Source organism: Spongiactinospora sp. 9N601 (assembly GCF_044326295.1).
GTDB classification, from domain to species: domain Bacteria; phylum Actinomycetota; class Actinomycetes; order Streptosporangiales; family Streptosporangiaceae; genus Spongiactinospora; species Spongiactinospora gelatinilytica.
Map to the genome: position 1 here is coordinate 96,422 of NZ_JBIRBB010000005.1, position 25,600 is coordinate 122,021.

General features: G+C 69.6%; 23 protein-coding genes and 1 pseudogene. 8 read left to right on the top strand and 16 right to left on the bottom strand.

From position 1 onward, the window contains the following. Nucleotides 1-22: 22 nt before the first annotated feature. The 5 genes from ACH34R_RS12775 to ACH34R_RS12795 are packed head-to-tail and all read right to left on the bottom strand — an operon-like array spanning nucleotide 23 to nucleotide 5,354. Entirely contained in the window at nucleotides 23-1,234 is a 1,212-nt protein-coding gene (locus ACH34R_RS12775) for a cytochrome P450 (RefSeq protein WP_397561590.1), read from the bottom strand. After that, nucleotides 1,231-2,493 (bottom strand): TfuA-like protein, encoded by a 1,263-nt coding sequence (locus ACH34R_RS12780; RefSeq protein ID WP_397561591.1) that lies wholly within the window; start codon nucleotides 2,491-2,493, stop codon nucleotides 1,231-1,233. The genes ACH34R_RS12775 and ACH34R_RS12780 overlap by 4 nt, the downstream gene beginning before the upstream one ends. After that, a complete protein-coding gene (locus ACH34R_RS12785; protein WP_397561592.1) occupies nucleotides 2,493-3,641 on the bottom strand; it encodes a YcaO-like family protein in 1,149 nt (382 codons plus the stop codon). The genes ACH34R_RS12780 and ACH34R_RS12785 overlap by 1 nt, the downstream gene beginning before the upstream one ends. A gap of 8 nt (nucleotides 3,642-3,649) precedes the next feature. Then, complete coding sequence (locus ACH34R_RS12790) at nucleotides 3,650-4,462, bottom strand: ABC transporter permease (protein ID WP_397561593.1); 813 nt, start codon at nucleotides 4,460-4,462, stop codon at nucleotides 3,650-3,652. 1 nt (nucleotide 4,463) lies between these two features. Further along, nucleotides 4,464-5,354, bottom strand: coding sequence for an ABC transporter ATP-binding protein (locus ACH34R_RS12795; protein WP_397561594.1), 891 nt, complete (start codon nucleotides 5,352-5,354; stop codon nucleotides 4,464-4,466). A gap of 269 nt (nucleotides 5,355-5,623) precedes the next feature. Between ACH34R_RS12795 and ACH34R_RS12800 the strand changes: the two genes are divergently transcribed. Together ACH34R_RS12800 and ACH34R_RS12805 are read left to right on the top strand one after the other, a co-directional pair. Continuing rightward, nucleotides 5,624-7,528: a BTAD domain-containing putative transcriptional regulator gene (locus ACH34R_RS12800; RefSeq protein ID WP_397561595.1), complete on the top strand. Its 1,905-nt coding sequence runs from the start codon at nucleotides 5,624-5,626 to the stop codon at nucleotides 7,526-7,528. 65 nt (nucleotides 7,529-7,593) lie between these two features. After that, complete coding sequence (locus tag ACH34R_RS12805) at nucleotides 7,594-7,845, top strand: response regulator transcription factor (protein WP_113985593.1); 252 nt, start codon at nucleotides 7,594-7,596, stop codon at nucleotides 7,843-7,845. Here the strand turns inward: ACH34R_RS12805 and ACH34R_RS12810 are convergent. Next, complete coding sequence (locus ACH34R_RS12810) at nucleotides 7,840-8,598, bottom strand: RICIN domain-containing protein (RefSeq protein ID WP_397561596.1); 759 nt, start codon at nucleotides 8,596-8,598, stop codon at nucleotides 7,840-7,842. The two genes, ACH34R_RS12805 and ACH34R_RS12810, sit on opposite strands and share 6 nt — an antisense overlap. 313 nt (nucleotides 8,599-8,911) lie before the next feature. Here ACH34R_RS12810 and ACH34R_RS12815 point away from each other — a divergent pair, with 313 nt between their 5' ends. From ACH34R_RS12815 to ACH34R_RS12840, 6 genes are all read left to right on the top strand, one after another. Continuing rightward, entirely contained in the window at nucleotides 8,912-9,397 is a 486-nt protein-coding gene (locus ACH34R_RS12815; RefSeq protein WP_397561597.1) for a MarR family winged helix-turn-helix transcriptional regulator, read from the top strand. 146 nt (nucleotides 9,398-9,543) lie between these two features. Continuing rightward, complete coding sequence (locus ACH34R_RS12820) at nucleotides 9,544-11,172, top strand: AMP-binding protein (protein ID WP_397561598.1); 1,629 nt, start codon at nucleotides 9,544-9,546, stop codon at nucleotides 11,170-11,172. Continuing rightward, the gene (locus ACH34R_RS12825; RefSeq protein ID WP_397561599.1) at nucleotides 11,169-12,122 is read left to right on the top strand and encodes an NAD(P)H-dependent flavin oxidoreductase; all 954 of its coding nucleotides are present in this window, start codon (nucleotides 11,169-11,171) and stop codon (nucleotides 12,120-12,122) included. Before ACH34R_RS12820 ends, ACH34R_RS12825 begins: the two co-directional genes overlap by 4 nt. 475 nt (nucleotides 12,123-12,597) lie before the next feature. Continuing rightward, on the top strand, nucleotides 12,598-13,419 hold the full coding sequence (locus ACH34R_RS12830) for a MoaF C-terminal domain-containing protein (protein WP_397561600.1): 822 nt from the start codon (nucleotides 12,598-12,600) through the stop codon (nucleotides 13,417-13,419). A 170-nt stretch (nucleotides 13,420-13,589) separates the two neighbouring features. After that, on the top strand, nucleotides 13,590-14,627 hold the full coding sequence (locus ACH34R_RS12835; RefSeq protein ID WP_397561601.1) for an alpha/beta hydrolase: 1,038 nt from the start codon (nucleotides 13,590-13,592) through the stop codon (nucleotides 14,625-14,627). 129 nt (nucleotides 14,628-14,756) lie between these two features. Continuing rightward, on the top strand, nucleotides 14,757-15,122 hold the full coding sequence (locus ACH34R_RS12840) for a cupin domain-containing protein (protein ID WP_397561602.1): 366 nt from the start codon (nucleotides 14,757-14,759) through the stop codon (nucleotides 15,120-15,122). 141 nt (nucleotides 15,123-15,263) lie between these two features. Here the strand turns inward: ACH34R_RS12840 and ACH34R_RS12845 are convergent. The 10 genes and pseudogenes from ACH34R_RS12845 to ACH34R_RS12890 all read right to left on the bottom strand — a co-directional run. Then, nucleotides 15,264-16,109 (bottom strand): annotated as a pseudogene (locus tag ACH34R_RS12845) (ABC transporter ATP-binding protein); the annotation flags it as partial. A gap of 211 nt (nucleotides 16,110-16,320) precedes the next feature. Then, the gene (locus ACH34R_RS12850; RefSeq protein ID WP_397561603.1) at nucleotides 16,321-17,379 is read right to left on the bottom strand and encodes an ABC transporter ATP-binding protein; all 1,059 of its coding nucleotides are present in this window, start codon (nucleotides 17,377-17,379) and stop codon (nucleotides 16,321-16,323) included. A 34-nt stretch (nucleotides 17,380-17,413) separates the two neighbouring features. Further along, nucleotides 17,414-18,298: an ABC transporter permease gene (locus tag ACH34R_RS12855; RefSeq protein ID WP_397561604.1), complete on the bottom strand. Its 885-nt coding sequence runs from the start codon at nucleotides 18,296-18,298 to the stop codon at nucleotides 17,414-17,416. A 121-nt stretch (nucleotides 18,299-18,419) separates the two neighbouring features. Next, entirely contained in the window at nucleotides 18,420-19,355 is a 936-nt protein-coding gene (locus ACH34R_RS12860; protein ID WP_397561605.1) for an ABC transporter permease, read from the bottom strand. Then, nucleotides 19,355-20,413 (bottom strand): LLM class F420-dependent oxidoreductase, encoded by a 1,059-nt coding sequence (locus ACH34R_RS12865; RefSeq protein ID WP_397561606.1) that lies wholly within the window; start codon nucleotides 20,411-20,413, stop codon nucleotides 19,355-19,357. Before ACH34R_RS12865 ends, ACH34R_RS12860 begins: the two co-directional genes overlap by 1 nt. A 39-nt stretch (nucleotides 20,414-20,452) precedes the next feature. Continuing rightward, the gene (locus tag ACH34R_RS12870) at nucleotides 20,453-21,196 is read right to left on the bottom strand and encodes an enoyl-CoA hydratase/isomerase family protein (RefSeq protein ID WP_397561607.1); all 744 of its coding nucleotides are present in this window, start codon (nucleotides 21,194-21,196) and stop codon (nucleotides 20,453-20,455) included. Nucleotides 21,197-21,226: 30 nt separating this feature from the next. Continuing rightward, nucleotides 21,227-22,852: an ABC transporter substrate-binding protein gene (locus tag ACH34R_RS12875; RefSeq protein WP_397561608.1), complete on the bottom strand. Its 1,626-nt coding sequence runs from the start codon at nucleotides 22,850-22,852 to the stop codon at nucleotides 21,227-21,229. Between the two features lie 204 nt (nucleotides 22,853-23,056). After that, nucleotides 23,057-23,839 carry an enoyl-CoA hydratase/isomerase family protein gene (locus ACH34R_RS12880; protein ID WP_397561609.1) on the bottom strand — a complete coding sequence of 261 codons (783 nt, stop codon included), beginning with the start codon at nucleotides 23,837-23,839 and terminating at the stop codon, nucleotides 23,057-23,059. Nucleotides 23,840-23,902: 63 nt separating this feature from the next. Next, nucleotides 23,903-24,832: a phosphotriesterase gene (locus ACH34R_RS12885; RefSeq protein ID WP_397561610.1), complete on the bottom strand. Its 930-nt coding sequence runs from the start codon at nucleotides 24,830-24,832 to the stop codon at nucleotides 23,903-23,905. Beyond that, entirely contained in the window at nucleotides 24,817-25,530 is a 714-nt protein-coding gene (locus tag ACH34R_RS12890) for a CoA-transferase (protein ID WP_397561611.1), read from the bottom strand. The genes ACH34R_RS12885 and ACH34R_RS12890 overlap by 16 nt, the downstream gene beginning before the upstream one ends. Between the last annotated feature and the right edge of the window lie 70 nt (nucleotides 25,531-25,600).

Consider the following 25,600-nt stretch of genomic DNA (forward strand, 5'->3'; position numbering starts at 1 on the left):
CCCGGCCACCAGAGCAGGCAGGCTACTCAGCCCCGGCCCCCGCCCCAGGCATACTCAGAGCCCCACGCGTACTCAGCCGCAACGGCAGGCCACGCAGGCCCCGGACCAGCAGCCCCGGCGCCCACTCCACCGCCTCCGGCGCGACCGCCAGGGTGATCCGGTCGAATCGGGCGAGCAGCGCGCCCAACGCGGCCCTGGCCTGCATCCGGGCCAGCGCCGCGCCGAGGCAGAAGTGCGCGCCGTGGCCCAGGCCGAGATGCCGGTTAGGGCTGCGGCCGATGTCGAAGACGTCGGGATCGGGAAATGCCCCGGGATCGCGGCCGGCCGCCAGCAGCAACGGCACCACCACATCGCCGCGGGGGATCACCTTGTCGCCGAAACGGATGTCGGACAGCGCGTACAGCGGCCTGGCGTGCCCCACCGGGCCGTTGAACCGCAGTACCTCCTCGATGGCGGAGTCGAGCAGGCCGGGATCCGCCCGCAGCCGGGCGAGCTGGACGGGGTGGCGCAGCAGTTCCAGCATGGCGATGCCGATCAGGCCGACCGTCGTCTCGTCCCCGGCGAACAGCATCTGGAACACGCTGGAGACCAGCTCCGCCCGGCTCAGCTCGGTGCTCCCCGTCAGTTGCGAGAGCAGGTCGTCACCCGGGTCGGCGCGCCGATCCTCGATCCTGCGGTTGACGTGGCCCAGGAACTCCATCCCGGCCCGGCGCGCGGCCGGCACGTCCTCGCTCAGCATGGCGTCGCTCCAGGCGCGGAGCCTGCCGCGGTCCTCGGCGGGGAAGCCGATCAGCTCCGCCATGATCAGGATGGGCAGCGGCAGCGCCAGCGCCTTGATCAGGTCGCATTCGCCGGTCATGGCGGTGACCAGTTCATCGACGCACTCATCGACGCGCCTGGACAGCGCCGCCATGCTGCGCGCGCTGAACGCGGGCGCCAGCAGCCGCCGCAGCCTGGTGTGGTCGGGCGGGTCCAGGTTGAAGACGTTGCGCCGGAACATCGGCAGCGTGTCGTGTTCCCAGCGCCGGTGCGCCTCGGCCAGTTCCGCGGGCAGCCGGTCGAGCTGGCGGCCCAGTTCGGGGGCCTGTAGCGCCCGTCGTACGTCGGCGTACCTGGTCAGGTACCAAAACGCCCGGCCGGAGGCGTCCACCCGCCGGTCCACCGGCTCCCGCTCGCGCATCCGGTGGAAGTAGGCGTGCGGGTCGGCGCTGTCGAGTTCGGTGGTGAAGGTCATCGCCGCCGTACGTCCAGCGCGAAGTACTTCCTGACCGTCTGCCCGAGATCGGCGAGGCCGGTGAAGCCGCGCCTGGCCATCTCCACCGGGCCGCCGCCCCAGTGCCGCAGGAACAGCCTCCCGCAGTACGCCGGCGGCGGCACCACCACGCGGCCGATGGCCTGCTCCGCCGCCTCGTCCGCCTGCGCGACCAGGTCCGACCACTCCTCCCAGCGGCCGGACTCGCGCAGCGCGGCCAGCGCGGCGGGCCGCCAGTCGAAGGACTTCCACAGCGGCCAGACCCGCAGCATCACCAGCTTGAACTGCTCCGCCACCGGGAGTTCGGACTGTTCGGCCGCGGTCAGCCGGCCGGCCAGCGCGGGCGGCACCGCCTCCTCGACGCCGAGCCTGGCTTCCAGGTAGGCGGCGAGCCCGCGTTCCCCGGCGAACTCCGCGAGCAGCCCGGTCAGCACCCGCTCGTGCAGCTTGGGATAGCCGTCCCAGAACAGCCGGGCGGCGTCGAGCACGTCGAGGTCGGACATCCACCGGCCGGGGGCGTACTCCCGCCGGCTCCGCCACCGCAGCACCTCGGCGGGGCCGGTCCCCATCGAGCGGAAGCCGCCCGCGGGCGTCCCCGGCCACGGCTCGCCCACGGCGCGCAGGGCCGCCAGCGCGTCCAGCCGTTTGCGGTCCCACTCGCCGGAGGCGATCATCCGCTCCAGCGTGCGCAGGGCGGGAAGCGCGTCGGCGCCGAGCGCCTGGGCCAGGTCCGGCCAGGTCCGGTGGGAGAAGGGCCGCTCCTTGGCGGTCCGCACGATCCGCATCCCGAGTTCGGCGGGTATCCGGCCGCTCCTGGCCCCTTCCCGGCAGCCGTGGCGGATGTTGACCATGGCCACGGTGCTCGCCGGGTAGCCCACCTCGGCGGGGCCGTGCACGATGGCGACCTCGTCGTCACCGTCGATCTCGCCCGAGACGTAGGAGTCGAAGACGCCGCCGACGCCGCGCATGCCGTACGGGCTCAGCTCGGCCGCCCGCAGCGCGCCCATGCTCGCCGCGCCGATGACGGTGACCCCCTCGCCGAGCAGCCAGAGCAGTTCCTTGTGGCCGACCGAGAGCCGTTCGCGGTAGTAGCCGTCGATGATCACCGCGGTGTCGCCGGGGCTCCAGCGTTCGCCCAGCAGGTCGCCGCGGGCCACCGGCGGGCGTACGGCCGCGCCGGGCAGTGCCTCGGTGACCTGGGCGGGGGCGAGCGTGGGACCGGTGTAGACGACCGTCCGCATCAGAACTCCTCGGGGGCGAGGCGGCATCCAGGCGCCACCACCCTGGCCACGGGCACGCCGAGATCGTCCCTGGTCAGGTCGGTGAACAGGGGCGCGTGGCCGAAGGCGGCCGTGGCGCGCCCGACCACGTCGCGCAGGTCGTCGAGCAGGCCGGCGTTCGCCGTGACGCGGGCGATGGGCTCGGCCGGTTCCGGGGACACGGGCCTTTTGCGGCGTTCGCCCATCGAGGCGTAGGCGTCGGCGTGCAGGTCGTCCCGCGCGCCGGAGATGTAGGCCAGCCGGGCCTGGGCGGCCTCGGTGACGGCCCGGGTGAGCGCGATCTCCGAACTCAGGTGGCAGCCGAAGCCGCGGAAGTTCATCGGGTACTCGTCGCAGGTGATCTCGGCCAGGAAGCAGGGCAGTTCGGTGGCCGACGGCATCTGCCTGACCTCCAGGCGGACCCCGGCCTTCGCCAGCAGCTCGCACAGCCGGTCCACGACGGGCGAGCCGAGCGAGGCCGGATCGGCGTTGACGCCTTTGCCACGGCCGCGCAGCGCGAGGCTCACCGCGTCCCGCTCGATCACCTCGTACAGCGCGTGCAGCACCGCTTCCACCAGGGTGTTGCCGCTGGCCAGGCCGTTGGAGGAGACCGCGAAGACGGGCGGGTGCCAGCCGGGGCCGCGGTCCATGGTGACGGTCACCAGTTCCTTGGGCAGCAGGGTGGGTTCGCCGTCCGCCAGCGAGGTGGCCGCGACCCATTCCATCGGCAGGCCCTCGTGCAGCAGGCTGGGGTCGGCCTGCGGCAGCTCGCCCAGGTCGTAGCTCAGCTCACCGGCGACCTCGCGCGGCGGGGCGGTCAGCGCGGGCGGGCGGGGCTGTTCCGCGTGCCACAGCTCGATCGCCTCCATCATCGCCGACAGCTTGGCCAGTTCCGCGGTGATCCCCTTGCCCTGGGAGACGGCGAGCGTCCGGGCCGTCGGCCTGATCGCCTGATAGGTCGGTATGCCGATGGTGTCCAGCCAGGTCAGGTCGGCGACCCGGGTGATCCCCACCCGGCCCGCCGCGCCCTGGGCCATCGCCAGCGTCCGCGCCGGCGCCTTGGCCCGGTCGGTACCGGGCAGCCGTACCTTGACGTCGTCGGCCTGCGTGGGAAGCCACGCGATGTCCATCCGGCGCATCAGAGGTTGCGCGCCCGGTTGAGCAGGGCGCGCCCGCCGATGGTGTAGCCGATGACCGCCATCGCGGCCATCACCAGCATGGGCTGCCAGGTCGCGCCCAGCCCGAAGAGCGAGGCGTCGCGCATGCCGTTGATCGCGTACGTCAGCGGGTTCACCACCGCGATCCACTGGATCACGGTCGGCATGCTCTCCATCGTGTAGAGCGAGGGGGCGGCGAAGACGAGTACCGGGATCGAGACGTTGGAGAGCACCATGAAGACCTGATGGTCGGTGATGGTGATCGCGGCGGCCAGGTAGAGCCCGTTGAAGGCGAGCGAGGCGAAGATCAGCATCACCAGCAGGCCGATCCAGCCGCTCACGGTGAACGGGAAGTCGAACAGCAGCGCCGCCACGCCCAGGCCGAGCAGGGTCTGCGCCATCACCAGCGAGACCCCGGCGATCAGCTTGCCGAGCAGGAAGCGGGACCTGCGCAGCGGGTAGGACCACAGTTGGGTGGCGACGCCGCTGGCCTCCTCCTGGAAGACCGCCATGCCCGCCGTACCGGCCGCGCTGACCACCGACATGGCCAGCGTCATCGGGAGCAGGAAGATGGTGAAGGACACATTGGCGCCGCGATAGTTGACGTGCTGCACCAGATTGCTCAGCGAGGTGTTGACCAGCAGTAAGTAGATGAGCATCGGGGTCAGGCCGACGATGAGGTAGACCCGGTTGCGGGCCAGCAGCGCGTACTCGCGGTAGACCACCGCGAACAGGTCGGACACCCGGCCCTGAGGCGCCGGGGGCTTGTTGGTGAAGCTCAGGGCGGCGGCCACGTCACTCCTTGTTCTCGGTCATCCGGAGGAAGACCTCCTCAAGCGAATCGGTCGCGGTGGAGACCCCCGAGATCGCCACGCCGTGCTCCTGGCAGTGGCCGGACAGGCCGGGCAGGACGTCCTGCACCTGCGCGCCCTCGATCCGTACCTCGGCCTCCTCGGCCTTGACCACCAGCCCGGCCGCCTCCGCCCACGCGACCACGATCCCGCTGGTCGCCGGGTCCTCCACGGTCACCACCATGTGCCTGGTGCCGAACTCCTCGACCAGCTCGCGCGGCTTGGCGAACCGCATCACCCGGCCCTGGTCGATCACCATCACCCGCTGGCAGTTGCGTTCCAGCTCGTCGATGTGGTGGCTGGTCCACAGCACGGTCACCCCGTGCTCGTCGCGCAGCCAGGTCACGAACCGCTCGACGTGCCTGCGCCCGCCGACGTCGAGACCGGCGGACGGCTCGTCGAGCACCAGCAGCCGGGGGATGGTGAGCAGCGCGCGTACGAGCTGGAAGCGCTGCCGCTGGCCGCCGGAGAGCTGGAAGCAGAGGCGGGACAGGGCCGGGGTGATGCCCAGGTGCTCGACCAGTTCGAGGGCCCAGGGCCGGACCTCGCGCCAGCGCAGGCCGCGGAAACGTGCCGCGATCTTGAGATTGTCCAGCGCGGAGAGCATCAGGTCGAACGGGCCGACCTGGTGCATCGCCCCGATCGAGGTCTTGGCGGCGACCGGCTGCCGGACGGGGTCCACACCGAAGAGTTCGAGCCGGCCAGAGGTCGGCGCGGTGACTCCGCAGATCATCTTGATCAGGGTGGTCTTGCCCGCGCCGTTGGGTCCGAGCAGCCCGATGGTCTCGCCCTGTGAGATCTCGAAGGAGATGCCGTCCACAGCCCGGCGTTCCATGCGCCGGTACTGTTTGACCAGATCCGTGGCTGTCACAACGTCGTCCGACAACAACCCCACCTCTCCCGCCTCGGGCAGCAGTGCTGGTTGAGTATGACTCGCAGGCATATAGGGGCCACAACCCCACGAATGTGGGCGTTAGTGAAAATCCATATGTCAAACGACAGAGGACCGATTGCGTACCCACGCCGACCCAATGATCATCGGCACATGGACGAGTGCGACCGGTCGGCCCGCATCCCCGGCACGCATGAGGTGGTGGACCGCGAGTGAGCTTAGAGATCCCATCGGGAAACTTAGAGATCACGCCAGAACCCGATCCCTACACTCTCACCCTGCCGCCGGGCGGTCCGGGCCTGACCTGGCAGTTGCCCGAGGAGAGCGACCCCGCGACCGCGCTCCCCTGCGTGGTCCTCGCCGACCGGGCCGGGCTCACCGAGTTCGCCGCCCTCCAGCGCGGGCTGCGCACCCTGGGTGTGCCCAGCCTGCGCATCGACGCGGAGGCCATCGACGACCTGCGCATCGCCGCGGACATCGCCGACCGCTCGCTCACGGTCAACGGACGCCGGATCACCCCGACCGTCACCTGGGTACGGCACTTCTCACCCAGGGCCATCCCGAATTCGGCGAGTTCGCCGTTCCGCGCCGACTCCTGGTGCGCCCTGGTCGCCCAGATGTCCCGCCTGGCCGCCCACCACCTGCCCGGCGGCCCCGACATCGGGCGGCTGATCCAGTTGGACGACGCGGCGCGGGCCGGAATCCGCACCCCCCGGACCATCGTGACCACCGACCCCGCCGCGGCCAGCGACTCGCTGCCCGGCGACCGGGTCATCGTCAAGGCGCTGGACGGGCACTTCGTCGAGACCGAACCCGGCACGCTGGCCGGGGTCTTCCCGGAGATCATGGACACGGCGGCGGCCCGCGGGCTCTCCGTCAGGGACGCGCCGATGATCGTGCAGGAGTACGTCGACCACGGGGTGGAGCTGCGCGTCTACTTTCTTGGCGGCGAGATTAGAACGTTCCGGGTGAGCAAGCCCTCACCCGAGGCGCTGTGGTGCGACGCCGACTCGGTCTCGGTCTGCCGGGTCACCACTCCCGAGTCCGTGGCCGGCGCGGTCCGGCGGCTCACCGATCTCTGGGGCCTGCGCTACGGCGCCTTCGACTTCCTGATGACCCGGCATGGACCGGTCTTCCTTGAGGTCAACTCCGACGGCGACTGGCGCTGGTTCGAGAGCAAGGCGGGCGTGGACGACGTCTCCATGGCCGTGCTCGCCATGGTCAGGACCCTCCACTCGCAGGCGGCGCCCAAGCCCGCCGCGCCCATCGACCTGACCGGGTTCCTCGCCCTGGGCACCGGCAGGTGCGCCCCGGCCGAGCAGGTCAGGCCCGCCATGGACGCGAGCGTGCTTGGAACGTTCGAAATCAGGATGGACGGCTCCCCGGTCAGGATCAGCGCCCGCAAGACCCGGCTGCTGGCCGCGATCCTGCTGCTCAGCCCCAACCAGGTGGTCGCGACCGACCAGCTCATCGACTCCCTGTGGGGCGAGACCCCGCCGCCCACCGCACGCAAGAACCTCCAGGTCCACGTCTCCGAACTGCGCAGGAAAACGGGCGACCGGATCGCCTACGAGGGCTGGGGCTACCGCCTGGACGCCACCCCGGACGAACTCGACCTGCTCCGCTTCCGCCACCTGGCCGGAGCCGGGCGCGACCTGCGGCGCAGGGGCGACGGCGAGGCGGCGCTGACGCTGCTCGACGACGCCGCCCGCCTGTGGCGCGGCCGGCCGCTCGCGGAGTTCGCCGGTGTCCCGCTGGTGGACGAGGCGGTGGGCCGCTTCACCGACCTGTACCTGACCATCAGCGAGGACTGGGCCGAGCTGGAGATCGAACGCGGCCGGCACGTCGAAGTGCTCGCCCGCCTCGACGACCTGGTTTCACACTTTCCCACCAGGGAAAGACTGGTAGCCGCCAGGATGACCGCGCTGGTCGGCTGCGGGCGCGCCCCCGAGGCGCTGTCGCAGTTCGAGAGCCTGCGCCGGCACCTGGCCGCCGAGCTCGGCATCGACCCCAGCCCGGCACTGCGGAGGATCTACGAGGCGATCCTCCTGTCAGGAACCGGACACATAACCGGGAGCATGGTCCCGCCATACCGCTGGTTAAGCGAATCCTCCTAGCGTTACAGCGAAGTCATTCCAGTCGGGGACCTCTGGTCCAACGCGATCTGACCTGGGGCGTTCACATGGATCTTGGTTCCGTTGGCCTGCTGAACGATCGTGACCGCGAGCTGATCGTGATGCTGGCCAAGGGGTACACGACGACGAGAATCGCCCGCGAGCTGCACCTCAGCCGCTACACGGTGGCCGAATGGATCAGCAAGCTGCTCGACCGGTTCTCGTGCAGCAACCGCAGCCAACTGGTGGCCTACTCCTACGCCCATCGGCTGCTGCACGTCGGTATCTGGCCGCCCAGCGCCTCCAGCGCCATCTCATGAACGGCCGGGATCCGGCTCGAAGGTGAAGACCAGTTCCGCGGCCCCGGGAGTACAGGGGCGCAGCCACAGCGGGGCCATGTCGTGCGGCGGGACCGAGTGCGCCAGGCACTGGTCGCTGCCGGCGACCTTGATCTGCCGGTCGGCCGCCCCGGTGCCCGCGGGCTCCAGCAGGAACCGGTCGGCCTCGTTGCCGCCTTTCGAGCCACAGTAATCGTCGTGGACCTCCCCGACGCGCACGCCCATGCACCCCGGTCCCAGCTTCGGATGCTGAGTGAGGATCTTGTACGTGCCGTCGCCCTGCGGCTGCACGAGCCGCTTGGGGAAGGCGTCGGCGCAGGGAAGCTGCCGAATCCTGCCGTCCTCGCCCTTGGACGCCGACAGACAGCGGTCGCTGCCGGGCAACCGCATGCGGTAGTAGCCCGCCGCGATCGGCGTCGCGGGCCCGACCCGCTCCGCCGACGGGCGCGGCGTCTGCGTCAGGGCCCGCTGGGCCGACCCGGCGGTGGGTAACAGCAGCAGTATGGCCGTGACGGCGATCATCGAAAGCCAGAACGTCCACTTCCTGGCGGGCACGTACGTGGTGTCCGCGCTCGTGATGGTCACGAGCTCGGCGCCCGGCCGTTGCGGCGACTCGCCCATGGCCAGCCGGGTACGCGCGCCGCGCCACGCCTCGGCCTCCTCCTCGGTACACCCGCAGGCGAGCACGAACGCCACGAGGAGTTCGTCCCGCGGCAGGGTACTGCGGTGGAGCACGCCCACGAGCGTGCTGTGCGGCAACGACCGGCCCGCCGCGGCGGCCCGTGCTTCGAGGTTCCGGAACGTGAGCCCTGACCAAGCCCTGAGCCGCCGCATCTGCGCGACGAACTCCGCAGGCGTCCGCGCATCACGCGGATCAGGACGATCTGAAAAATCGGGGTGCATGGCCCCTAATCTTTGTCAAACCTCCCGCCCGTCGGCCAGGCCCACCAGGCGGGCCGCCAGCACACACCCGCGTCCGCGGCGAACGTCATGGACCCACTAGTTGTTGATGATGCAACACAGCCCACCCGCCCACTACCATCTCCCCATGCCCGAGCGCGCGAACGTCAGGGATCTCGTCCCCATCTCCGAGTTGCTGTCCTATCGCCTGTCACGCACATCGGCCGCCCTGTCCCGCAGCGCGGCCCTGCGCTACCGCCGCGAGTTCGATGTCACCCTCGGCGAGTGGCGGGCGATCGCCCTGATCGCGTCCGATCCGACGCTCACCCTGAACCGGCTGGCCCGGCGCGCGGGCCTCGACAAAGCGCAGATGAGCCGCGTAGTGACCAAGCTGACCGAGCGGGGCTTGGTCAACCGGACCGCGGGGTCCGGACGGACGTCCCAGCTTGCCCTCACCGAGGCCGGCGTACGGGTCTACCGCGGCCTCATACGCGCGGCGAACGAGCGCGATGCGACGTTCCTCGCCGTCCTGTCCCCGGAGGAGCGAAATGTGCTGGCGCGCGCACTCGACAAGCTCGCCGATCTCGCACTGGACATGGAGCACCGGGAACGCGACCGCACAAACGGTCCCTAAGGTGTTGACAACATCAACAGATTTGTCGTACTCCTAGAGCCAGCACGAGGAGGTGGCTCGATGACCGACGCGATCACGACCCGCGCGTATGTCGCCCCGGGCGGACGACAGGTCCGGCGCATCGGATCCGGGACGGAGGAAGCTTGATGGATCTCAGAACGGCGTGTCCTGTCACCGCGCACGAGGCACTGGACCGCGCCGCGCTGCTCGCTCCCGACGTCGAGGCGATAGTCACCACCGATGAGCGCATCACCTACGCCGAGCTGGCCCAGGAGGTGGCCCGCATCCGCGCGGCCCTCACCGCCGCCGGCATCGGGCACGGTGACCGGGTCGGCGTCTGCCTCGGCAACGGGCCTCGCTGGGTGGCCCTGTTCATCGCCCTCGGCAGCGTCGGAGCCGCCACCGTCCCGGTGAACACCCGGTTCACCGCCAGCGAGGTGGAGTACACGCTGCACCACGCCCGCATCTCCACCCTGTTCGTGGCGGACCGGGTCCTGCGTGTGGATTTCATCGCAATGCTGCACGAACTGGGCATCGGTCACGCCGGGACCCCGGCCAGCCCGGCCCTGCCCGAGCTGACCTCGGTCGTCGTACTCGGTGACAACGTCCCCGGCTGGGCGACCGCGTGGCCGGACTTCATCGACGCCGGGAGCGACGTGGACGCCGTGCCGCCCGCCGCCGATCCGGACGACATCCTGCTCGTCCAGTACACGTCCGGCACCACCTCACGACCGAAGGGGGTGCTGCTCACCCATCGCAGCATGTGCGCCGACGCCTTCTTCGCCGGGGTACGGCTCGGCCTGCGTCCGGGCGATCGTTACCACAGTGCGCGGCCGTTCTTCCACGTCGCGGGGAGCACGCTCTCGGTGCTCGCCTCGATCCAGCACGCCACCACACTGGTGACCATGCCCCGCTTCGAGCCCGCCGAGGCGCTGCGCCTGTTCGAGGCGGAAAAGTGCACGCACTTCTCCGGCAACGACACCATCGCGCTGATGCTGCTCAACCACCCCGACCGCGCCCGGCGGACGCTGTACCTGCGGGGCGCCTGGGTCGCGGCGACCCCCACCGTGATCCGACGCGTGATCGACGAACTCGGCGCCACCGAGTGCGTCGCCGCCTACGGCCTGTCCGAGGCGTCCCCCAACGTCGCGTTGTCCGCCTGGTGGGAGGAGGAGGCCGTACGCGCCTCCGGTGCGATGCGCATCCAACCGGGTGTCGAGGTCCGGATCCGCGCCCTCGACGACAGCCGTGACTGCGCCCCCGGCGAAGCGGGCTCGATCCTCGTACGCGGCTGGAACGTCATGCGGGGCTACCTCGACGACGCCGAGCAGACCGCGGCCACCATCAACGCGGACGGATGGCTGTTCACCGGCGACATCGGCATTCTCGACGCGGCCGGGCGCCTGCACTTCGTCGGACGCACCAAGGACATCATCAGAGTCGGTGGCGAGAACGTCGCACCCGCCGACATCGAGGATGCCCTGCACCGCCATCCCCACGTCCGTCAGGCCGCCGTGGTCGGGGTCCCCGACGAGCGGTTGATCGAGGTTCCGTTCGCGTTCGTCGTACTCACCGAGCCCGGTGGTGCCACCGAGGAGGAATTGCTCGACTGGTCCCGCACGCACCTTGCCGGGTTCAAGGTCCCCCGCCACCTCCGCATCGTGGACGGGTTCGAGGACATCGGGATGACCGCCAGCTCGAAGGTACAGAAGAACCAGCTCGCGGCCCACGCACGCGGGCTGCTCGAACAGGAGCGCAGCGAGGTGGGAGCGTGATCCCCACCTCGGTCACCCGCCTGCTCGGGATCGACCTGCCGATCATTCAGGGTGGCATGTCCTGGGCCTCCTCCAGCTCCGCCCTGCCGCTCGCGGTGAGCCGCGCCGGTGGACTCGGCGTGGTCGCCGCGGGCCCGATGCGGATCCCCGACCTCACGCGCACCCTCGACGAGATGGCCGCCGGGACCGACCGGCCGTGGGCCGTCAACCTTCCCCTCTACCGGCGGGGCGCCGACGAGGCGATCGACGTCCTCCTCCGGCACCGACCGCCGATCCTGATCGCGTCCCAGGGCGGGACGCAGCGCTATCTGGAACGCTTCCGCGACGTCGGCACCATGTGCCTGCACGTCGTCGCCGGCACCGAGCACGCCCACAAGGCCGCGGCGGCGGGCGTCGACGGGCTCGTCGTCGTCGGCGCCGAAGCGGGCGGCCACCCGCCACCCGCCATGGTCACCACGCAGGTCCTCGTGCGCGCCGTCGTCACCGCGGTCCCCGACATCCCCGTCATCGCCTCCGGCGGCGTCGCCGACGGCGCCGGCCTCGCCGCGATGCTCGCCCTCGGGGCGGGCGCCGCGCAGTTCGGCACCCGGTTCCTCGCCAGCCACGAGGCGACCGTCCACCCCGACTACAAGGCCGCCGTCCTCGCGGCGACCGTCGACGGCACCCGCGCCGTCGGACGCGGGCTCGGCGTCACCCGCGCGCTGGCGAACGAGTTCACCGCCCGCATGACCGAACTCGAAGAGTCCAACGCGGACCTCGAGGTGCGCCGCAAGGCGTTCCAGGCCGCGACGCTGCGGGACGCCGCCCTGCACGGCGACGTCACCTGGGGCAAGGCCGAAGCGGGCCAGTCCGCCGGACTCATTCACTCGGTGCTGCCCGCGGCCGAGATCGTTGAGCGGATCGTCGAGGAGTACATCGGTGCCCGTGCGCGGCTGCCCCCGGCTCGCTAGCGGTCGCCCGGCGCGCTTCGGAGCCTATCGTCGATCACCGGACCTGCGGCGATCGCCCGATCCGGTGCCGACTTGGCGGGAGCCACAGGTGCTGCCTCGTCCGCATCTGTGGCCTCCTCTCTTACCCTCGCCTCGTCTTCCGGAGAACATTGACCTCCTCCCCCTCATGAACGAGAGGGATTCCAACCCTCGCGAGCTGGACCTTCCTGCTTCACCGGCGACAGCCCCCACCCACTGATCCCGAAGGGAACAGCGGTGACCGGTCTTACACGGCCTCCACAGGCATCACATCCCGCCGGCCCGGCGGTAGACCCACCAGACTCGGCTATCACCCAGCGGATGTCACCGACTGTTGCAGGGACACCACGCCTTGCGCAGGCGATCGCCAAAACGGCGATCGGCCGAGTCCTGCCCTGCTCCGCAGGAGATCTGATTCCTCCCTCGCTGAAGTCGAGGGTTTCCTCGGAGGTATCCGATGATTAGCGATCTTTCCGAAGCCTCGATCCGACCCATCCACGGACTTCTCACGGCCGCGGACATCGGCCTCACCAGAACCGATCCGCCGTCCGCCCTCGTCGGTCGCGTGGTCGTGCTCTACGACGACCACGGCACCCGCATCACGCATCGTTTCGGCGCGGACGCGGTCACGTGGACGCGCAGCCCGGGGCGCGAGGACGACGTCTCGGCCTCCGGAGAGGGCCACTATGAGGCGTTCCGGATCGCGGACGATCTCCTCTACGTGCAGTTCCACCACATGCAGCCGCCGGCGGAGCCGGTAAGCCTCGTGCTCGACTTCACGAGCGGGCACGCGCTGTCGGTGATCACCCAGATCAGCGACCCCTCACCGGGCCGGCCTCGGGTCCGGCAGCGCTTCGCGACGGCACGGATCGAGGGCATCGAGTCGACCATGCTGCCACCCGCGCTGTCCACCGCGCTCACCGGCCGCCGGGTGCTGTGGGAGTACGGCCACGACCGCGTGTACGAGCACATCTACCTCGGGCCGCGGCAGTACGCCTGGCAGTGCCTGGCCGGTACGGAGGAAGGGCTCGCGGACACCGACGAGTGCACCGCCTTTGAACTGCGCCCGGGTATCTTCCTGTTCGCCTGGCGGGAGAAGGCGCTCCCCTGCGCGGCGGTGACGGTCGCCGATCACCGCGACATATGCAGCATCCGTTCGCGGGGCGTGCTGTTCGGGCTCGATGAGTCCCGGCAGGTTCTCGCCCATTTCACGCTCGACGGGTTCGGCAGGCTGATCGGCACGACGGTCTATCCGGCCGAGTTCGACCCGGCGCGTTAGACCCGGTGCGTCAGAGCCGCTTTCCCCGGGCCGGACGGCACACGCCGTCCGGCCCGGGGCGCCCGCACCGCACGACCGGCGGATTGGTACATCACGCCTGGTATCCACGGCACACCACTGCGCGGATGCGGCCGTTCCCCCTGCCCGAGATCTGAAGGAGCAGCCACCCGATGACCGTGACACCCGTCCCGTTCGACCCCGATCTCCTGCCCGCCTACCAGGCGCTCGACCCAGGAGGGAGCACGCCGCTCGGTCCGGAGATCGTACGTCAGCGGCGCGATGGCGGCGGCTTGATGACCAAGCCCATCGAGGAGATCCTCGGCGGCCGGCCGGTGGAGTTCGAGGACCGGGTGATCCCGGGCCCGGCCGGAGCCCCCGACCTCACCATCTCCATCCTGCGCCCGAAGGGCGGGGTCAGGACTCCGGCCGCGCTCTACAACATCCACGGCGGCGGGATGTGCATGGGCAACCGGTTCTGGTCCATGGAGAGCTTCGTGGAGCTGGTCGACATCTACGGGCTCGTCGCGGTCTCGGTCGAGTACCGGCTCGCACCCGAGCACCCGCATCCCGCGCCGGTCGAGGACTGCTACGCGGGCCTCGTCTGGGTCTCCGAGCACGCCGGCGAGCTGGGCTTCGACCCGGGACGGATCGTCGTGATGGGGCGCAGCGCGGGCGGCGGCCTCACCGCGGGCGTGTCGCTGCTGGCGCGCGACCGGGGTGGGCCCGCCATCGCCGGGCAGGGGCTGTACTGCCCGATGATCGACGACCGGAACAGCACGGTGTCGAGTCACCAGTACGACGGGATCGGCTGGTGGGACCGTAACAGCAACCTGTGGGGCTGGCGTTTCCTGCTGGGTGACGACGCGGGCGGCCCGGAGGTGTCCCCGTACGCCGCGCCGTCGCGGGCGACCGACCTGTCCGGTCTGCCGCCCATGTACATCGACGCGGGCGCCTGCGAGGTGTTCCGTGACGAGGCCGTCGACTACGCGACACGCGTCTGGGCGGTCGGCGGCCAGGCCGAGCTGCACATCTGGGCGGGGGCGTTCCACGGCTTCACGGAGCAGGCTCCCGACACCACGGTCAGCCGGGCGTCGAAGGCCGCCCGCAACTCCTGGCTCGAACGTGTCCTCGCGCTCCCCCGCCCGACCGCCCGGGAGGCCGGGAGCGGCCGGCCGGTCAGCACGCCGACCGGCGGGGCACACGGATAAGCACGGCCATCGTCTCTAATGTGCACCAGATTTGACATGTAATATATCAAGGGTAGAATTCAAATAAAGACTTCACACAGCGCCGTCACCATCGGCCCCGGCGATTCAGACGAGAGTAAGGAGCGATCCATGACGATGAACTTTCGCCCCGCAGAGCTTGATTTGAGCGATGCCAAGCAGCGGCCACTCGTGCCGCCGAGCGCCACGCCCATCGAGCCGGCCGAGATTCTCACCCGCAACCGCGTCCTGCACATGAGCGAGGACAAGAAATTCATCATCGGCCACTGGGAGTGCGCGCCGGGGTCGTCCCGTTGGGAGTACGACAACCGGGAGGAGTCCGTCTTCGTGCTGTCCGGCAGCATGACCGTGCAGGAGGACGGCGGCGAGCCCGTCAAGCTCACGCCCGGGTCGAGCGCGGTCTTCCCCATCGGCTGGCGGGGCACCTGGACCGTCCACGAGACCTTCCAGAAGGTGTACCACATCTACCGCCACTAGGTTCTGGCGCGTAGAAAGGCCCGGAAGCCGTACGGCTTCCGGGCCTTCGGCATGTACGCCCAGCAGGTCCGGTGGTGTAAAAGCGAGTAGGAGGGTGCGGCGACCGCACCCTCCTACTCGCCCGGGGTTGGAAGTCCTTTTCTAGTCGCCGACGGGAAAGTGGCAGGCGTTGAGCACGCCGAGCCCGGTGCGGTCGAGCAGCACGGGTTCCTCCTCCGCGCACCTGTCGACGGCCTTCCAGCACCGGGTGCGGAACCGGCAGCCGCTCGGCGGATCGGTCGGGCTGGGCACGTCGCCCTCAAGGATGATCTCTTTCCTGGTGTCGCGGGAGCTGACGTCAGCCGAGGGGATGGCGCTCAGCAGCGCCTGCGTGTACGGGTGGCCGGGCTCGGTCAGCACCTCCGGGCCTGCCTCGACGATCCGGCCCAGGTACATCACCAGCACGCGGTGGCTGACGGCGCGCACCACGGCCACGTCGTGCGCGATGAGCAGGTAGGACAGTCCCAGCTCATCCTGTAGGTCCATGAGCAGATTGATGATCTGGGCCTGGATCGACACGTCGAGCGCGGAGATCGGCTCGTCGAGCACCAGCACCTGCGGCTTCAGCGCGAGCGCGCGCGCGATGCCGATGCGCTGCATCTGCCCGCCGGAGAACTCGTGCGGGAACCGGTTCGCGTACACCGGCTGGAGGCCGACCATCTCCAGCAGCTCTTCGGCCACGTGCTTGTCCCGGGCGATCCCCTGCACGCGAAGGGGCTCCTCGATGATGTCCCGCACCCGCATCCGCGGGTTGACCGAGGCGAACGGGTCCTGGAAGACGATCTGCATCTCCCGGCGCAGCATCCGCATCTGGCTCCGGCTCGCGGTCCTCAGATCCATCCCCTTGTACCGGATGGACCCGGCGGTCGGGCGGACCAGCCCGACGAGGGACCGCGCGACGGTCGACTTGCCGCACCCCGACTCCCCGACGAGCGCGACGGTCTCACCCTTGTTCAGCGTGAAGTCCACTCCGTCAACGGCGTACACCGTCTCGGCGTACTGACCGCGTCTGCGCCTGCCGAGCGGAAAGTGGATCTTAAGTCCCTCGATCCGCAGCAGCTCCTCGCCGCCCGGCTCCGCGGGGTCCACCACGTCTGGCTGTGCGCTGTGCAACATGAGCTCCGACTCCTCACCGTCGAGCACGAGCGTAGGGGCACGCTCAGGGAGTGACCTCTTCAAGGAAGTGGCATGCGGACCGATGGTCGTCCGTCGGCGCCGGGCGCAACTCCGGCTGTTCCAGGAGACACCGCTCCCGGTCGCCGCGCAGGCCGCACCTGGGCGCGAAGGAGCATCCGGGGGGCAGGTCCGTCGGGTTGGGCGGAAGCCCGGGGATCGGCGTGAGCCGCCGCCGGACGGAGTCCGACGGCAGCCGGCTCGGCGTGCACTGGAGCAGGCCGACGGTGTAGGGGTGCTTGGGGTTTCCGAGCACCTCCTCGACGGTGCCCATCTCGACCACCCGCCCGGCGTACATGACCATGACGCGGTCGACGTTCTGCGCCACCAGGCCGATGTCGTGAGTGATCAGCACGATCCCGACGTTGGTGCGCTGCTGCACCTCGCGTAGCAGCCGCATGATCTGCGCCTGGATGGTGGCGTCGAGCGCGGTGGTCGGCTCGTCGGCGATGAGCACCTTCGGGTCGCAGCTCATGGCCATGGCGATCATCACGCGCTGCCGCATGCCGCCGGACAGCTCGTGCGGATACTGCCGGGCGCGCCGCTCCGGCGCCGGTACCCCGACGGCCGCGAGCAGTTCGATGGCCCGCCGCCGGGCCGCCTCCTTGTCGGCCTTCGACGGCCTGCGCCGATGGGTCAAGATCCCCTCGGCGATCTGCGCTCCGATCCGGTGGACGGGGTTGAGCGAGGTCATCGGGTCCTGGAAGATCATCGCCACGTCCGACCCGCTCGCCGCCCGCAGGCTGCGGCGATCGAGCGCCAGCAGGTTCTTCCCGTCCACCCAGATCTCGCCGGACACGACCTTGCCCGGGGGCCGCGGGATCAGCCCGAGGACCGACATCGCGGTCACGCTCTTGCCCGACCCGGACTCGCCGACGATCCCCAGTGTCTCCCCGGCACGCAAATCGAAGCTCACATCGGTCACCGCCGCCACGGTCCCGCGCGTGGTGGTGAACTCCGTCGTCAGGTTCCGCACGGACAGGCATCCGTCCGACGCCGGGGTCTGCGGGCGTTCGTGGATTTCGGGCTCGGTCACGCCGGTCATGGACTCTCCTTCGGGTCGGCCGGTCTCCGGCGGGTCAGTTGTTCGCGGTCCGGGGATCCAGGGCATCCCGCAGTCCGTCACCGAGGAGGTTGAAGCCCAGGGAGGCGGCGAAGATCGCCAATCCGGGCAGCAGTGAGAACAACGGGTCCGTCTGCAGGTAGGTGGTGCCGTCACGGAGCATTCCACCCCACGTCGACGTGGGCGGCGGCAGGCCGAGGCCGAGGAAGCTCAAGCCCGCCTCGATCCGGATCGTCACGGCCGCGGTCATGCTGCCGATGACCACCATCTCGCTGCGCAGGTTGGGCCAGATGTGCTTGTAAAGGATCCACGGCGCCCGCGCGCCGAACACGAGGCTGCTCTTCACGAACTCCCGCTCCCGGAACGCCAGGGCGGGACCGTGCGCGATCCGTGCGAACACCGGGACGATACCGATCACGATCGCCAGTGTGATGTTCCAGGTACTCTGCCCGAACAGGGCGACGAAGAGCAGGGCGAGGATGAGCCCCGGGAATGCCATCAGCACGTCGATGACCCACAAGATCCCGCGCTCGGTCTTCCCACGGAAGTAGCCGGCGATCATCCCGACCGGAATGCCCAGGGCCATCCCCAGCAGCACCGACGACACCCCGATGAGCATCGAGGTTTGCGCGCCGTGGATCAGCCGCGCGTAGATGTCCCGGCCCAACTGGTCGCGGCCGAGCCAGTGTTCGGCACTCGGCGGCTCCAACTGGGCCGTCAGATCCTGCTGCGCCGGGTCCTGCGAGGTGAACAGGGTCGGAAAGAGCGCGACGAAGACCAGAAACGCGATTATCAGCCCGCCGATGATCAGCAGCGGACTGAGCCGGCGCGGTCCCCGCCTCCGGGGCTTCGCGACATTTCGTGAGTCACCCTTGTTCGGCGGGGGGACGTCAGCGGTCACCACCGCTCCCGAGTCGTTCGTCGTCATGCTCGCACCGGCATTCGTGTCGTCTCGGCGTCACTCGGGCGCCGGGGGCTGTGGATACAGAGTGGCCGGAGGCCGATCGGATCCATTGAGGACCTCACGCCGTCTTGGTTCGGGGGTCGAGGACGTGGTAGAGCGCGTCGACGGCCGCGTTCACGAGGACGATCACCGTGGTGATCACGATGATGCAGCCCTGTACGGTCGTGTAGTCACGTGCCTGCATGGCCTGGACCATCAGGCTGCCCAGCCCAGGGCGGGCGAACACCGTTTCGATGAGCACCGCGTCCCCTACCAGGGTGATGAACGACAGGCCGGCGATCGGGACGAGCGGCAGCGAACCCGGCTGGAGCACGTGGCGCACCAGGACGCGGCCCTCTCGCACCCCTTTCGCCCGCGCCGTGCGGACGTGGTTCTCCCCGATGATCTCGACCATGAGCGAGCGGGTGACCCGCGAGGTGAAGGCGGTGCTCACGATCCCCATGGCCAGCGCGGGCAGCAGGATGCGTTGCAGGTTCGCGCCCAGGTCGGTGAAGGGGGCGACCCCGTTGGTCGGCAGACCGAGCGGCAGCGCGATGAACAAGATCAGCAGCACGGCGACGAAGAAGCTCGGGAAGGACAGCCCGACCAGCGCCATGATCCGCCCGACGACGTCGGGGGACCTGTCCTTCCACACCGCTTCCACGATGCCGAGGGTGATCCCGCCGAGCTTGCCGAGGATGAGCCCCGCCACGGCGAGTTCGAGCGTGTGCGGGAGCACATCCAGGATCATCCCGCCCACCGACTGGCCGTTGGTGAGCGACTCGCCGAGGTCGCCCTGGACGACCTGCGTCAGGAACCTCCAGAACTGCACCAGCACCGGGTCGGTGAGCCCGAGCTTCTCGTTGAGCCGCGCCACCGTGTCCGGGGACGCGTCCTGGCCCAGCATGGCCACGGCGGGACCGCCGGGGGTGAGCCGGATCAGGAAGAAGACACCGGTGGAGACCACCGCCAAGGTCAGCAGCAGCCGCCCGAACAGCCTGACGAAGTAGCGCATCAGCCGTTCTCCGTTCGTGAGGCCACGGGTGCGCCGCGGGCGGCTCGCGATGCCGCGAACACGTCGGCGAGCATGGGAAGGCTCTCCACGGAGGTCCGCGCGATGAGCGTCGTGGCGACGCAGTTGTGCCACCGCGTCTCAAGGTCCCGCTGGACCTTCTCAGGCGGGCCGACCAGTGCGATCGCCTCGACCATCTCCGTGGGCACGGCAGCCGCCATGCCCTCGCGGTCACGGGCCTTGAACCGTTCGACGATCTCCTTGCACTGCTCCTCGAAGCCGAGCCGGGCGATGGAGTTGAGGTGGAAGTTCATGCCTTCCGCGCCGTTGGCCGCGATCTGGAAGGCGACGCCCGGCCGGAGCTGGTCGGCGGCCGTCTCCACGTCCGGCCCGAACGCGACCATCACGCCGGGAGCCACCTCGAAGTTCTCCGGGCGTCCGCCGGGACGGCGGGCGAAACCGATTTCGAGCCGTTCCCGGTACCAGTCGTCGAACTCCGGGGAGAAGTTCGTCGGCAGCCAGCCGTCGGCGATCTCGGCGGCCAGCGAGATGTTCTTCGGCCCCTCCGCACCCAGGTAGATGGGGATGTCGGTGCGGGCGTCCCGGATGCCCGGGCGGATCGAGCGCCCCAACCCGGTTCCGCCGGACACCGGGAGCTTGTAGATCTCGCCGTCGTGGGCGACCCGCTCCCGTGCGAACGTGTCGCGCATGATCTTGACGTACTCGCGGGTCCACTGCAACGGCCGTTCAAAGGGCATCCCGTACCACCCCTCGACCACCTGCGGACCGGACAACCCCAGACCGACGACCACGCGCCCGCCGGAGAGCCGGTCCAGCGTCATGGCGGCCATCGCGGTCGCGGTCGGGGCACGGGCCGCCATCTGCGCGACGCTCGTGCCCAGGCGCATCGTCCGGGTCTTGGCGCCCCACCAGGCCAGGGGGGTGAAGGAGTCGGTGCCGTACGACTCCGACGTCCACCCCGACTCGTAACCCGCGGCCTCGGCGACCTCGGCGGCCTCGGCACCAAGCGTGTAGATCGAGCAGGCGAGCTTATCGATCACTTGGTACTCCTTCCGGCCCGACCACCACCCGGGGCGTGGTCACCATTGGAAGTTCGCCCCGTTCTCCCGCCTCGCCAGTTGCGCGGTGCGCATGACCCGGTAGCCCGCCTGGACGGCGGTGCCGTAGGGGATGTCGGCGGACTCGTAGAAGAACCTCTTCGCCATGTGCACGGCGTAGGTCTGGTTCGCCGCGATCTGCTCCGCCACCTCCATGGCTCGATCCCCGAGCCGCTCGGCGGGCACGACCTCGTTCACGATGCCGATCCGCAGGGCCTCGTCCGCCGGCACGCGCCTGCCGGTGACGAGCATCGACATCGCCGCCCGGGTGCCGACGACCTCACGCAGCCGCGGGATGCCGTTGCCCTGGACGAGGCCGTGCGTGACCTCCGGGTGCCCGAACACGGCGTCCTCGCTCGCGATCACGAGGTCGGTGAGGTTCACGAGCAGCGTCCCAAGACCCAGTGCGTAGCCCTGCACCGCCGCGATGATCACGGGCCGGGCGTACCGGAAGTTGTGCGACATCTCGGTGCCGGTGGACACCTCGAACGAGGGCGTCCGGTTCTGACCTAGCTGGTTGCCCAGCTCGCTGAGGTCGGTGCCGCCGCAGAACGCCCTGCCCTCGGCCCGCAGCACGACCGCGCGGCAGTCCTGCAACTCCTCGCCGGTGAGCACCTCCGCCAACAGCCGGTGCATCTCGAAGTTGAACGCGTTGAGCTTCTCCGGCCGATTCAGCGTGATCACGCCGACGCCATCGGTCACGACCTGGAATTCGACCTCGGCCATTACAGCACCTCTCTTCCGCACAGCATGGGATCAGCAGTCCTTCGCTTGGGCGTTGATGGTGGCCTGGTAGCTCGGCTGCCAGTTGCCCGGAATCGCGACCGGCGGCTCGGCACCGCCCATGGTGAACCCGCAGACCGCGCCGTACGCCTGGTAGGACACGTAGAGCGGCTTCGCCGCGGCGTCCTGGAGGATCTTGTCGTTGATCTGCTCCCACAGCCGCGCCTGCTCCTTGGAGTCGGACGCCACGGCCGCCTTCTCGATCAGGTCGTCGGCCCCGTCATATCCGCCGAAGTTCTGCACCGGATGCTTGCCGCCCCGTACGTACGAGGGTCCGTAGAAGAAGTCCGTGTACGGGATCTGCGGCGTGGGCCGGTAGGAGATCAGAGTGAGCATGAGTGGCTCCTGGCCGGTCATCATCGCCGTCTGCCAGGTGGGCACGTCCACACTCTTGATCTTGACGTTGACGCCGATCTCCTTCAGCTGGGCCTGAAGGATCTGGGAGGAGGTCGCGTTGCTGGGCGTGGTGATGGTGACGTCGAAGCCATTGGGATATCCCGCGTCCGCGAGCATCTGACGCGCCTTCGCCACGTCGAAGTCGTACGTCAGGCCGGCCTCCTGCACGTGCGCGTCGGGAATCCCGCCCGGTAGGTGGTCCCCCCACACGCTGAACGTCGGCTTCGACGTCCGCTTCCCGGCCGAGGCCACGTAGTCGGCGCGGTTCACCGCGTACGCCAGCGCCTTGCGCACCTCCGGCTTGGCGGTCGGGCCGGTCTTCGCGTTGAACAGCAGGTACCAGGTGCCGAAGAGCGGCGTCTCGACGACCTTGAACCCCGGCCGGGAGTCGATGACCTCAAGGCCCTTGTCGCCGGTCGCGGTGGGCGCCGCGACGTCGAGGTCGCCACCGAACAGGGCGGCCTGCCGGGCCGTGTCGTCCGACATGAACCGGATCTCCCACCCGGCGGCCAGCGGCTTGCCCAGGTAGTAGTCGTCGTTCGCCGTCAGCGTGATGCGCTGGCCCGGGGTCCACTTCTCGAACTTGAACGGACCCGGTCCCACCGGGTGCTTGCCGAAGTCCTCGCCCTCGGCTTCCGCGGCCTTCTTGCACACCACGAGCCCGCCCTGCCAGTTCGAGATCGTCGGCAGGAACGCGATGGGCGACACCGGGTGCTTCATCGTCACCTTTACGGTGGCGGGGTCCACCGCCTCGACCTTGTCATAGGCGCCGAACACCGAGGCGAAGGTCGACTTGTCGGGGTCGGCCGCCCGCTTCAGCGAGAACACCACGTCGTCGGACGTCAGGTCGTACGCCGGGGTCTTCTGGCCGGCGGGGCACTTCACGCCCGGCCGGAGCGCGATCGTCCAGACCTGCTTGCCGCCCTCCGTCGCGGGCTTTGGGATCTCCTTGGCGATGCCCGGCTCGAACGGCGCCGTCGCGTTGTTGGGCACGTACCGGACGAGGCCATCGAACAACATCATCGACAGCGAGCGGTCGGTCGGCTGTACGGCGCGGACCGGGTCCATCGACGTGATGCCCTCGGTGGCCACGCCCCATCGGATGGTCGGCCGCTCGGATGTCGCCGAACCGCCGCCGCTGCCGCCACCGCTGCCACAGCCGGTGGCCGCCAGTACCACGACCAGCGCGGCAGGGGCAACCACGCGGGTCCGAACCCCGCATATCTTCATCGTTCGCTCCCATGTCCCGGGCACTGACCCGATGTCCGAAAAGTTCAAAGAATTGCCAATACGGGTCGTGCCGAGACGGCGGCGATCCCGCCCCCCGAGTGATGGAAACCGCACTGCGCTGATTTCTCTTGCGAAATATCTTTGGATGTTACACCTGAAATATCACATATGCAATGGTTATTCCGTCTTGTGACCTGCCGGCGTCGCCGTCGCCCCGCGGGCGGCGAACATCGCCTCGCGGGTCATCAGGCTGATATCGCGGGCGTACTCGAAGGCGTGGTCCTGGTCCAGCTCCTGGACGGCCCGGAAGATCCGCTTGGTGAGGCGGATCGCGGTAGGCGACTTCTCCGCCACGACCTGCGCGTAGCCGACCGCCTCGGTCATCAGGTCGTCGGCGGGCACGATCCTGGTGACCATGCCCATCGCGTGGGCCTCGGCCGCGTCGATGAACCGGCCGGACAGCAGCAGGTCGAGGGCCTGGAGGCGCCCGACCACGCGGCTCAGGCCGACCGCCACCGTGACCGCGGCGATCCCGTGGTTGGTCTCGGGATAGCCGAACCGCGCCGTGTCGGCCGCGATGACGACGTCACACGACACCGCGAGCGCGCAACCGCCGCCCACGGCGAACCCGTTGACCGCGGCGATCACCGGCTTCGGCACCCGCGACAACCGCTCGTAGATCCGGTCGTGGTCGATCGTCTCCACGTACCGGCCCCACAGGTCGTCCGGCCGGGGGCCCGACCCGGCATCCTTGAGGTCTTGGCCCGACGAGAACGCGGGGCCGCTGCCGGTGATGACGATCGCGCCCACGTCCGGGTCGGCGACGGCGTCGTCCACCGCCTGGTGGAAGCGCCGCATCAGCTCGCTGTTCAGCGCGTTGCGGACCCGGGGGCGGTTGAGGGTGATGACGCGCACCCGGCCGTCGGTCCGGCACAGCAGCACCTCGGCGTTGTCAGCCACTCGCTTTTCTCCTGACGTCGATGAAACATGGCTGGAATCGGGAAATCGGATGGATCGGCGCACTCAGGAGCCGACGAGAAGGCGCACGGGATTGTCCACCATGATGGATTCGATGACTTCACCGGGAACTCCGGCCTCCCGCAGGTCGGGCACGACCTGGTTCAGCACGTACGCGTAGCCGGGCCCGCCCGCACTCGCGCGATCCCCCGGAATGCACACGTCATGGGAGATCAGCAGGTGCGACGCCCAGCCCCGGCGGATGAACTCCACCATGTTGCGGATTCGCCGTTCCTGCTGGTGGGGGTTGCGGGGGCCGTTGCGGTCGTAGCTCACCAGCGCGCCGCGCTTCGCGAGCAGCTCGTGGTAGTCCAGGTAGGGGTACATGTCGCAGTGGGCCACGGCGACCCGCCGCAGGTCGCAGCCCTCTTCTTCGAGCACGTCGAGCTGCCACCTCCCGACGTCGCTCTTCACCGCGTGCAGAACGAGCCCGAGTCCGGTCTCCTTCTGGGCCCTGGCCGCGGCGCGCAGCACCCGCTCCTCGGCCGCGGACAGGTAGCCGTGGTCGGCCCCGATCTCCCCGATCACGCCCGGCCGGATGCCGTGCACCCCGGTCCTGATGTCCTGGAGCAGGATCTCGGTCAGCTCCGCGACGCTGACCTTGTTCATGTCCTCCTCGTAGAAGGACTCCCGGTACCAGCCGCAGCCCATCACGATGTGCAGGCCGGTCTGCTCCGACACCGAACGCAGCAGACCCGGGTTCCTCCCCAGGCCGTTGTTCGTGCAGTCGATGATCGTGCTGCCGCCCGCCGCCTTGAACTCCTTGAGGTCGGCCACGGCGTCCTCGGACTCGTCCAGGGTGGGATCGGGCCGCGGCCGGTCCTTGATGAGGTCGCAGACCACGTGTTCGTGCGGCAGGATCCGTCCGAGTTCCGACGCCGGGACCGGGCCGCACACGGTCTCGACGGCCCGGGCGCCCGCTACGCCGCGTTCCACAGGTCGTCCCTGTCGCTCTTGAGCGTCACCTCGGCGATGCCCTCCGGCGCGGCCACGAGTTCCACCTCGGTGAGCCGCTGGGCGTCTTCGAGGCTCCAGCCGGGCACCAGCTCACGTACGATCGCCCTGCCGTCCACAAGGTCGATCACGCCGATGTCGGTGACCAGCCGGTCGACGCACCGCGGCGCGGTCATCTCCAGGTCGAGCCGATTGACGAACCGCCGCGGACGCGGCAGCAACTGCATGGCGACGATCACCCGCCGGGCGCAGAACGCGAGGTCCTGGGCACCGCCGATCGCGCCCGCCACCGCCCCGGGCAGCCAGAAGTTGGCGAGGTCGCCCTGCGCGCTCACCTGGAACGCCCCGAGGATCGTCGCGTCGAGGTGGCCGCCCCGGATCAGGGCGAAGGACTCCGCGTGATCCATGACGACCATCCCGGGCCGGGGGATGATCGGCTGCCGGCCCGCCGTGGCCAGCGACGGATCGACCTCGTCCTGGGTACGGGCCTGCCTGCCGTGCCCGAGGACGCCGTGCTCGCTGTGCAGCAGGATGTCCTCATCTTCGATGAAGAGGCTGCACAGCATGGGCACGCCGACGCCCAGGTTGATGACGTCTCCCTCACGGAAGTCCTGTGAGATGCGTCGCGCGATTCCGACCCTGGACAGGGATGGCGCGGAGGGGTGTCGAGCTGGCGTCATAGCCTGGCCGGGGGTTCGGGCTCAGTGTCCCCCGAACTCCTTTCCCGAGGATGGATTCACCCGAGGCTGC

What these genes read in the sequence shown, in the direction of transcription:
- ACH34R_RS12805 (WP_113985593.1), top strand. Translation starts at nt 7,594, where the DNA reads ATGGATCTTGGTTCCGTTGGCCTGCTGAACGATCGTGACCGCGAGCTG.
- ACH34R_RS12775 (WP_397561590.1), bottom strand. Translation starts at nt 1,234, where the DNA reads ATGACCTTCACCACCGAACTCGACAGCGCCGACCCGCACGCCTACTTC.
- ACH34R_RS12830 (WP_397561600.1), top strand. Translation starts at nt 12,598, where the DNA reads ATGATTAGCGATCTTTCCGAAGCCTCGATCCGACCCATCCACGGACTT.
- ACH34R_RS12850 (WP_397561603.1), bottom strand. Translation starts at nt 17,379, where the DNA reads ATGACCGGCGTGACCGAGCCCGAAATCCACGAACGCCCGCAGACCCCG.
- ACH34R_RS12780 (WP_397561591.1), bottom strand. Translation starts at nt 2,493, where the DNA reads ATGCGGACGGTCGTCTACACCGGTCCCACGCTCGCCCCCGCCCAGGTC.
- ACH34R_RS12795 (WP_397561594.1), bottom strand. Translation starts at nt 5,354, where the DNA reads ATGGAACGCCGGGCTGTGGACGGCATCTCCTTCGAGATCTCACAGGGC.
- ACH34R_RS12820 (WP_397561598.1), top strand. Translation starts at nt 9,544, where the DNA reads ATGGATCTCAGAACGGCGTGTCCTGTCACCGCGCACGAGGCACTGGAC.
- ACH34R_RS12815 (WP_397561597.1), top strand. Translation starts at nt 8,912, where the DNA reads ATGCCCGAGCGCGCGAACGTCAGGGATCTCGTCCCCATCTCCGAGTTG.
- ACH34R_RS12860 (WP_397561605.1), bottom strand. Translation starts at nt 19,355, where the DNA reads ATGCGCTACTTCGTCAGGCTGTTCGGGCGGCTGCTGCTGACCTTGGCG.
- ACH34R_RS12870 (WP_397561607.1), bottom strand. Translation starts at nt 21,196, where the DNA reads ATGGCCGAGGTCGAATTCCAGGTCGTGACCGATGGCGTCGGCGTGATC.
- ACH34R_RS12835 (WP_397561601.1), top strand. Translation starts at nt 13,590, where the DNA reads ATGACCGTGACACCCGTCCCGTTCGACCCCGATCTCCTGCCCGCCTAC.
- ACH34R_RS12785 (WP_397561592.1), bottom strand. Translation starts at nt 3,641, where the DNA reads ATGGACATCGCGTGGCTTCCCACGCAGGCCGACGACGTCAAGGTACGG.
- ACH34R_RS12840 (WP_397561602.1), top strand. Translation starts at nt 14,757, where the DNA reads ATGACGATGAACTTTCGCCCCGCAGAGCTTGATTTGAGCGATGCCAAG.
- ACH34R_RS12890 (WP_397561611.1), bottom strand. Translation starts at nt 25,530, where the DNA reads ATGACGCCAGCTCGACACCCCTCCGCGCCATCCCTGTCCAGGGTCGGA.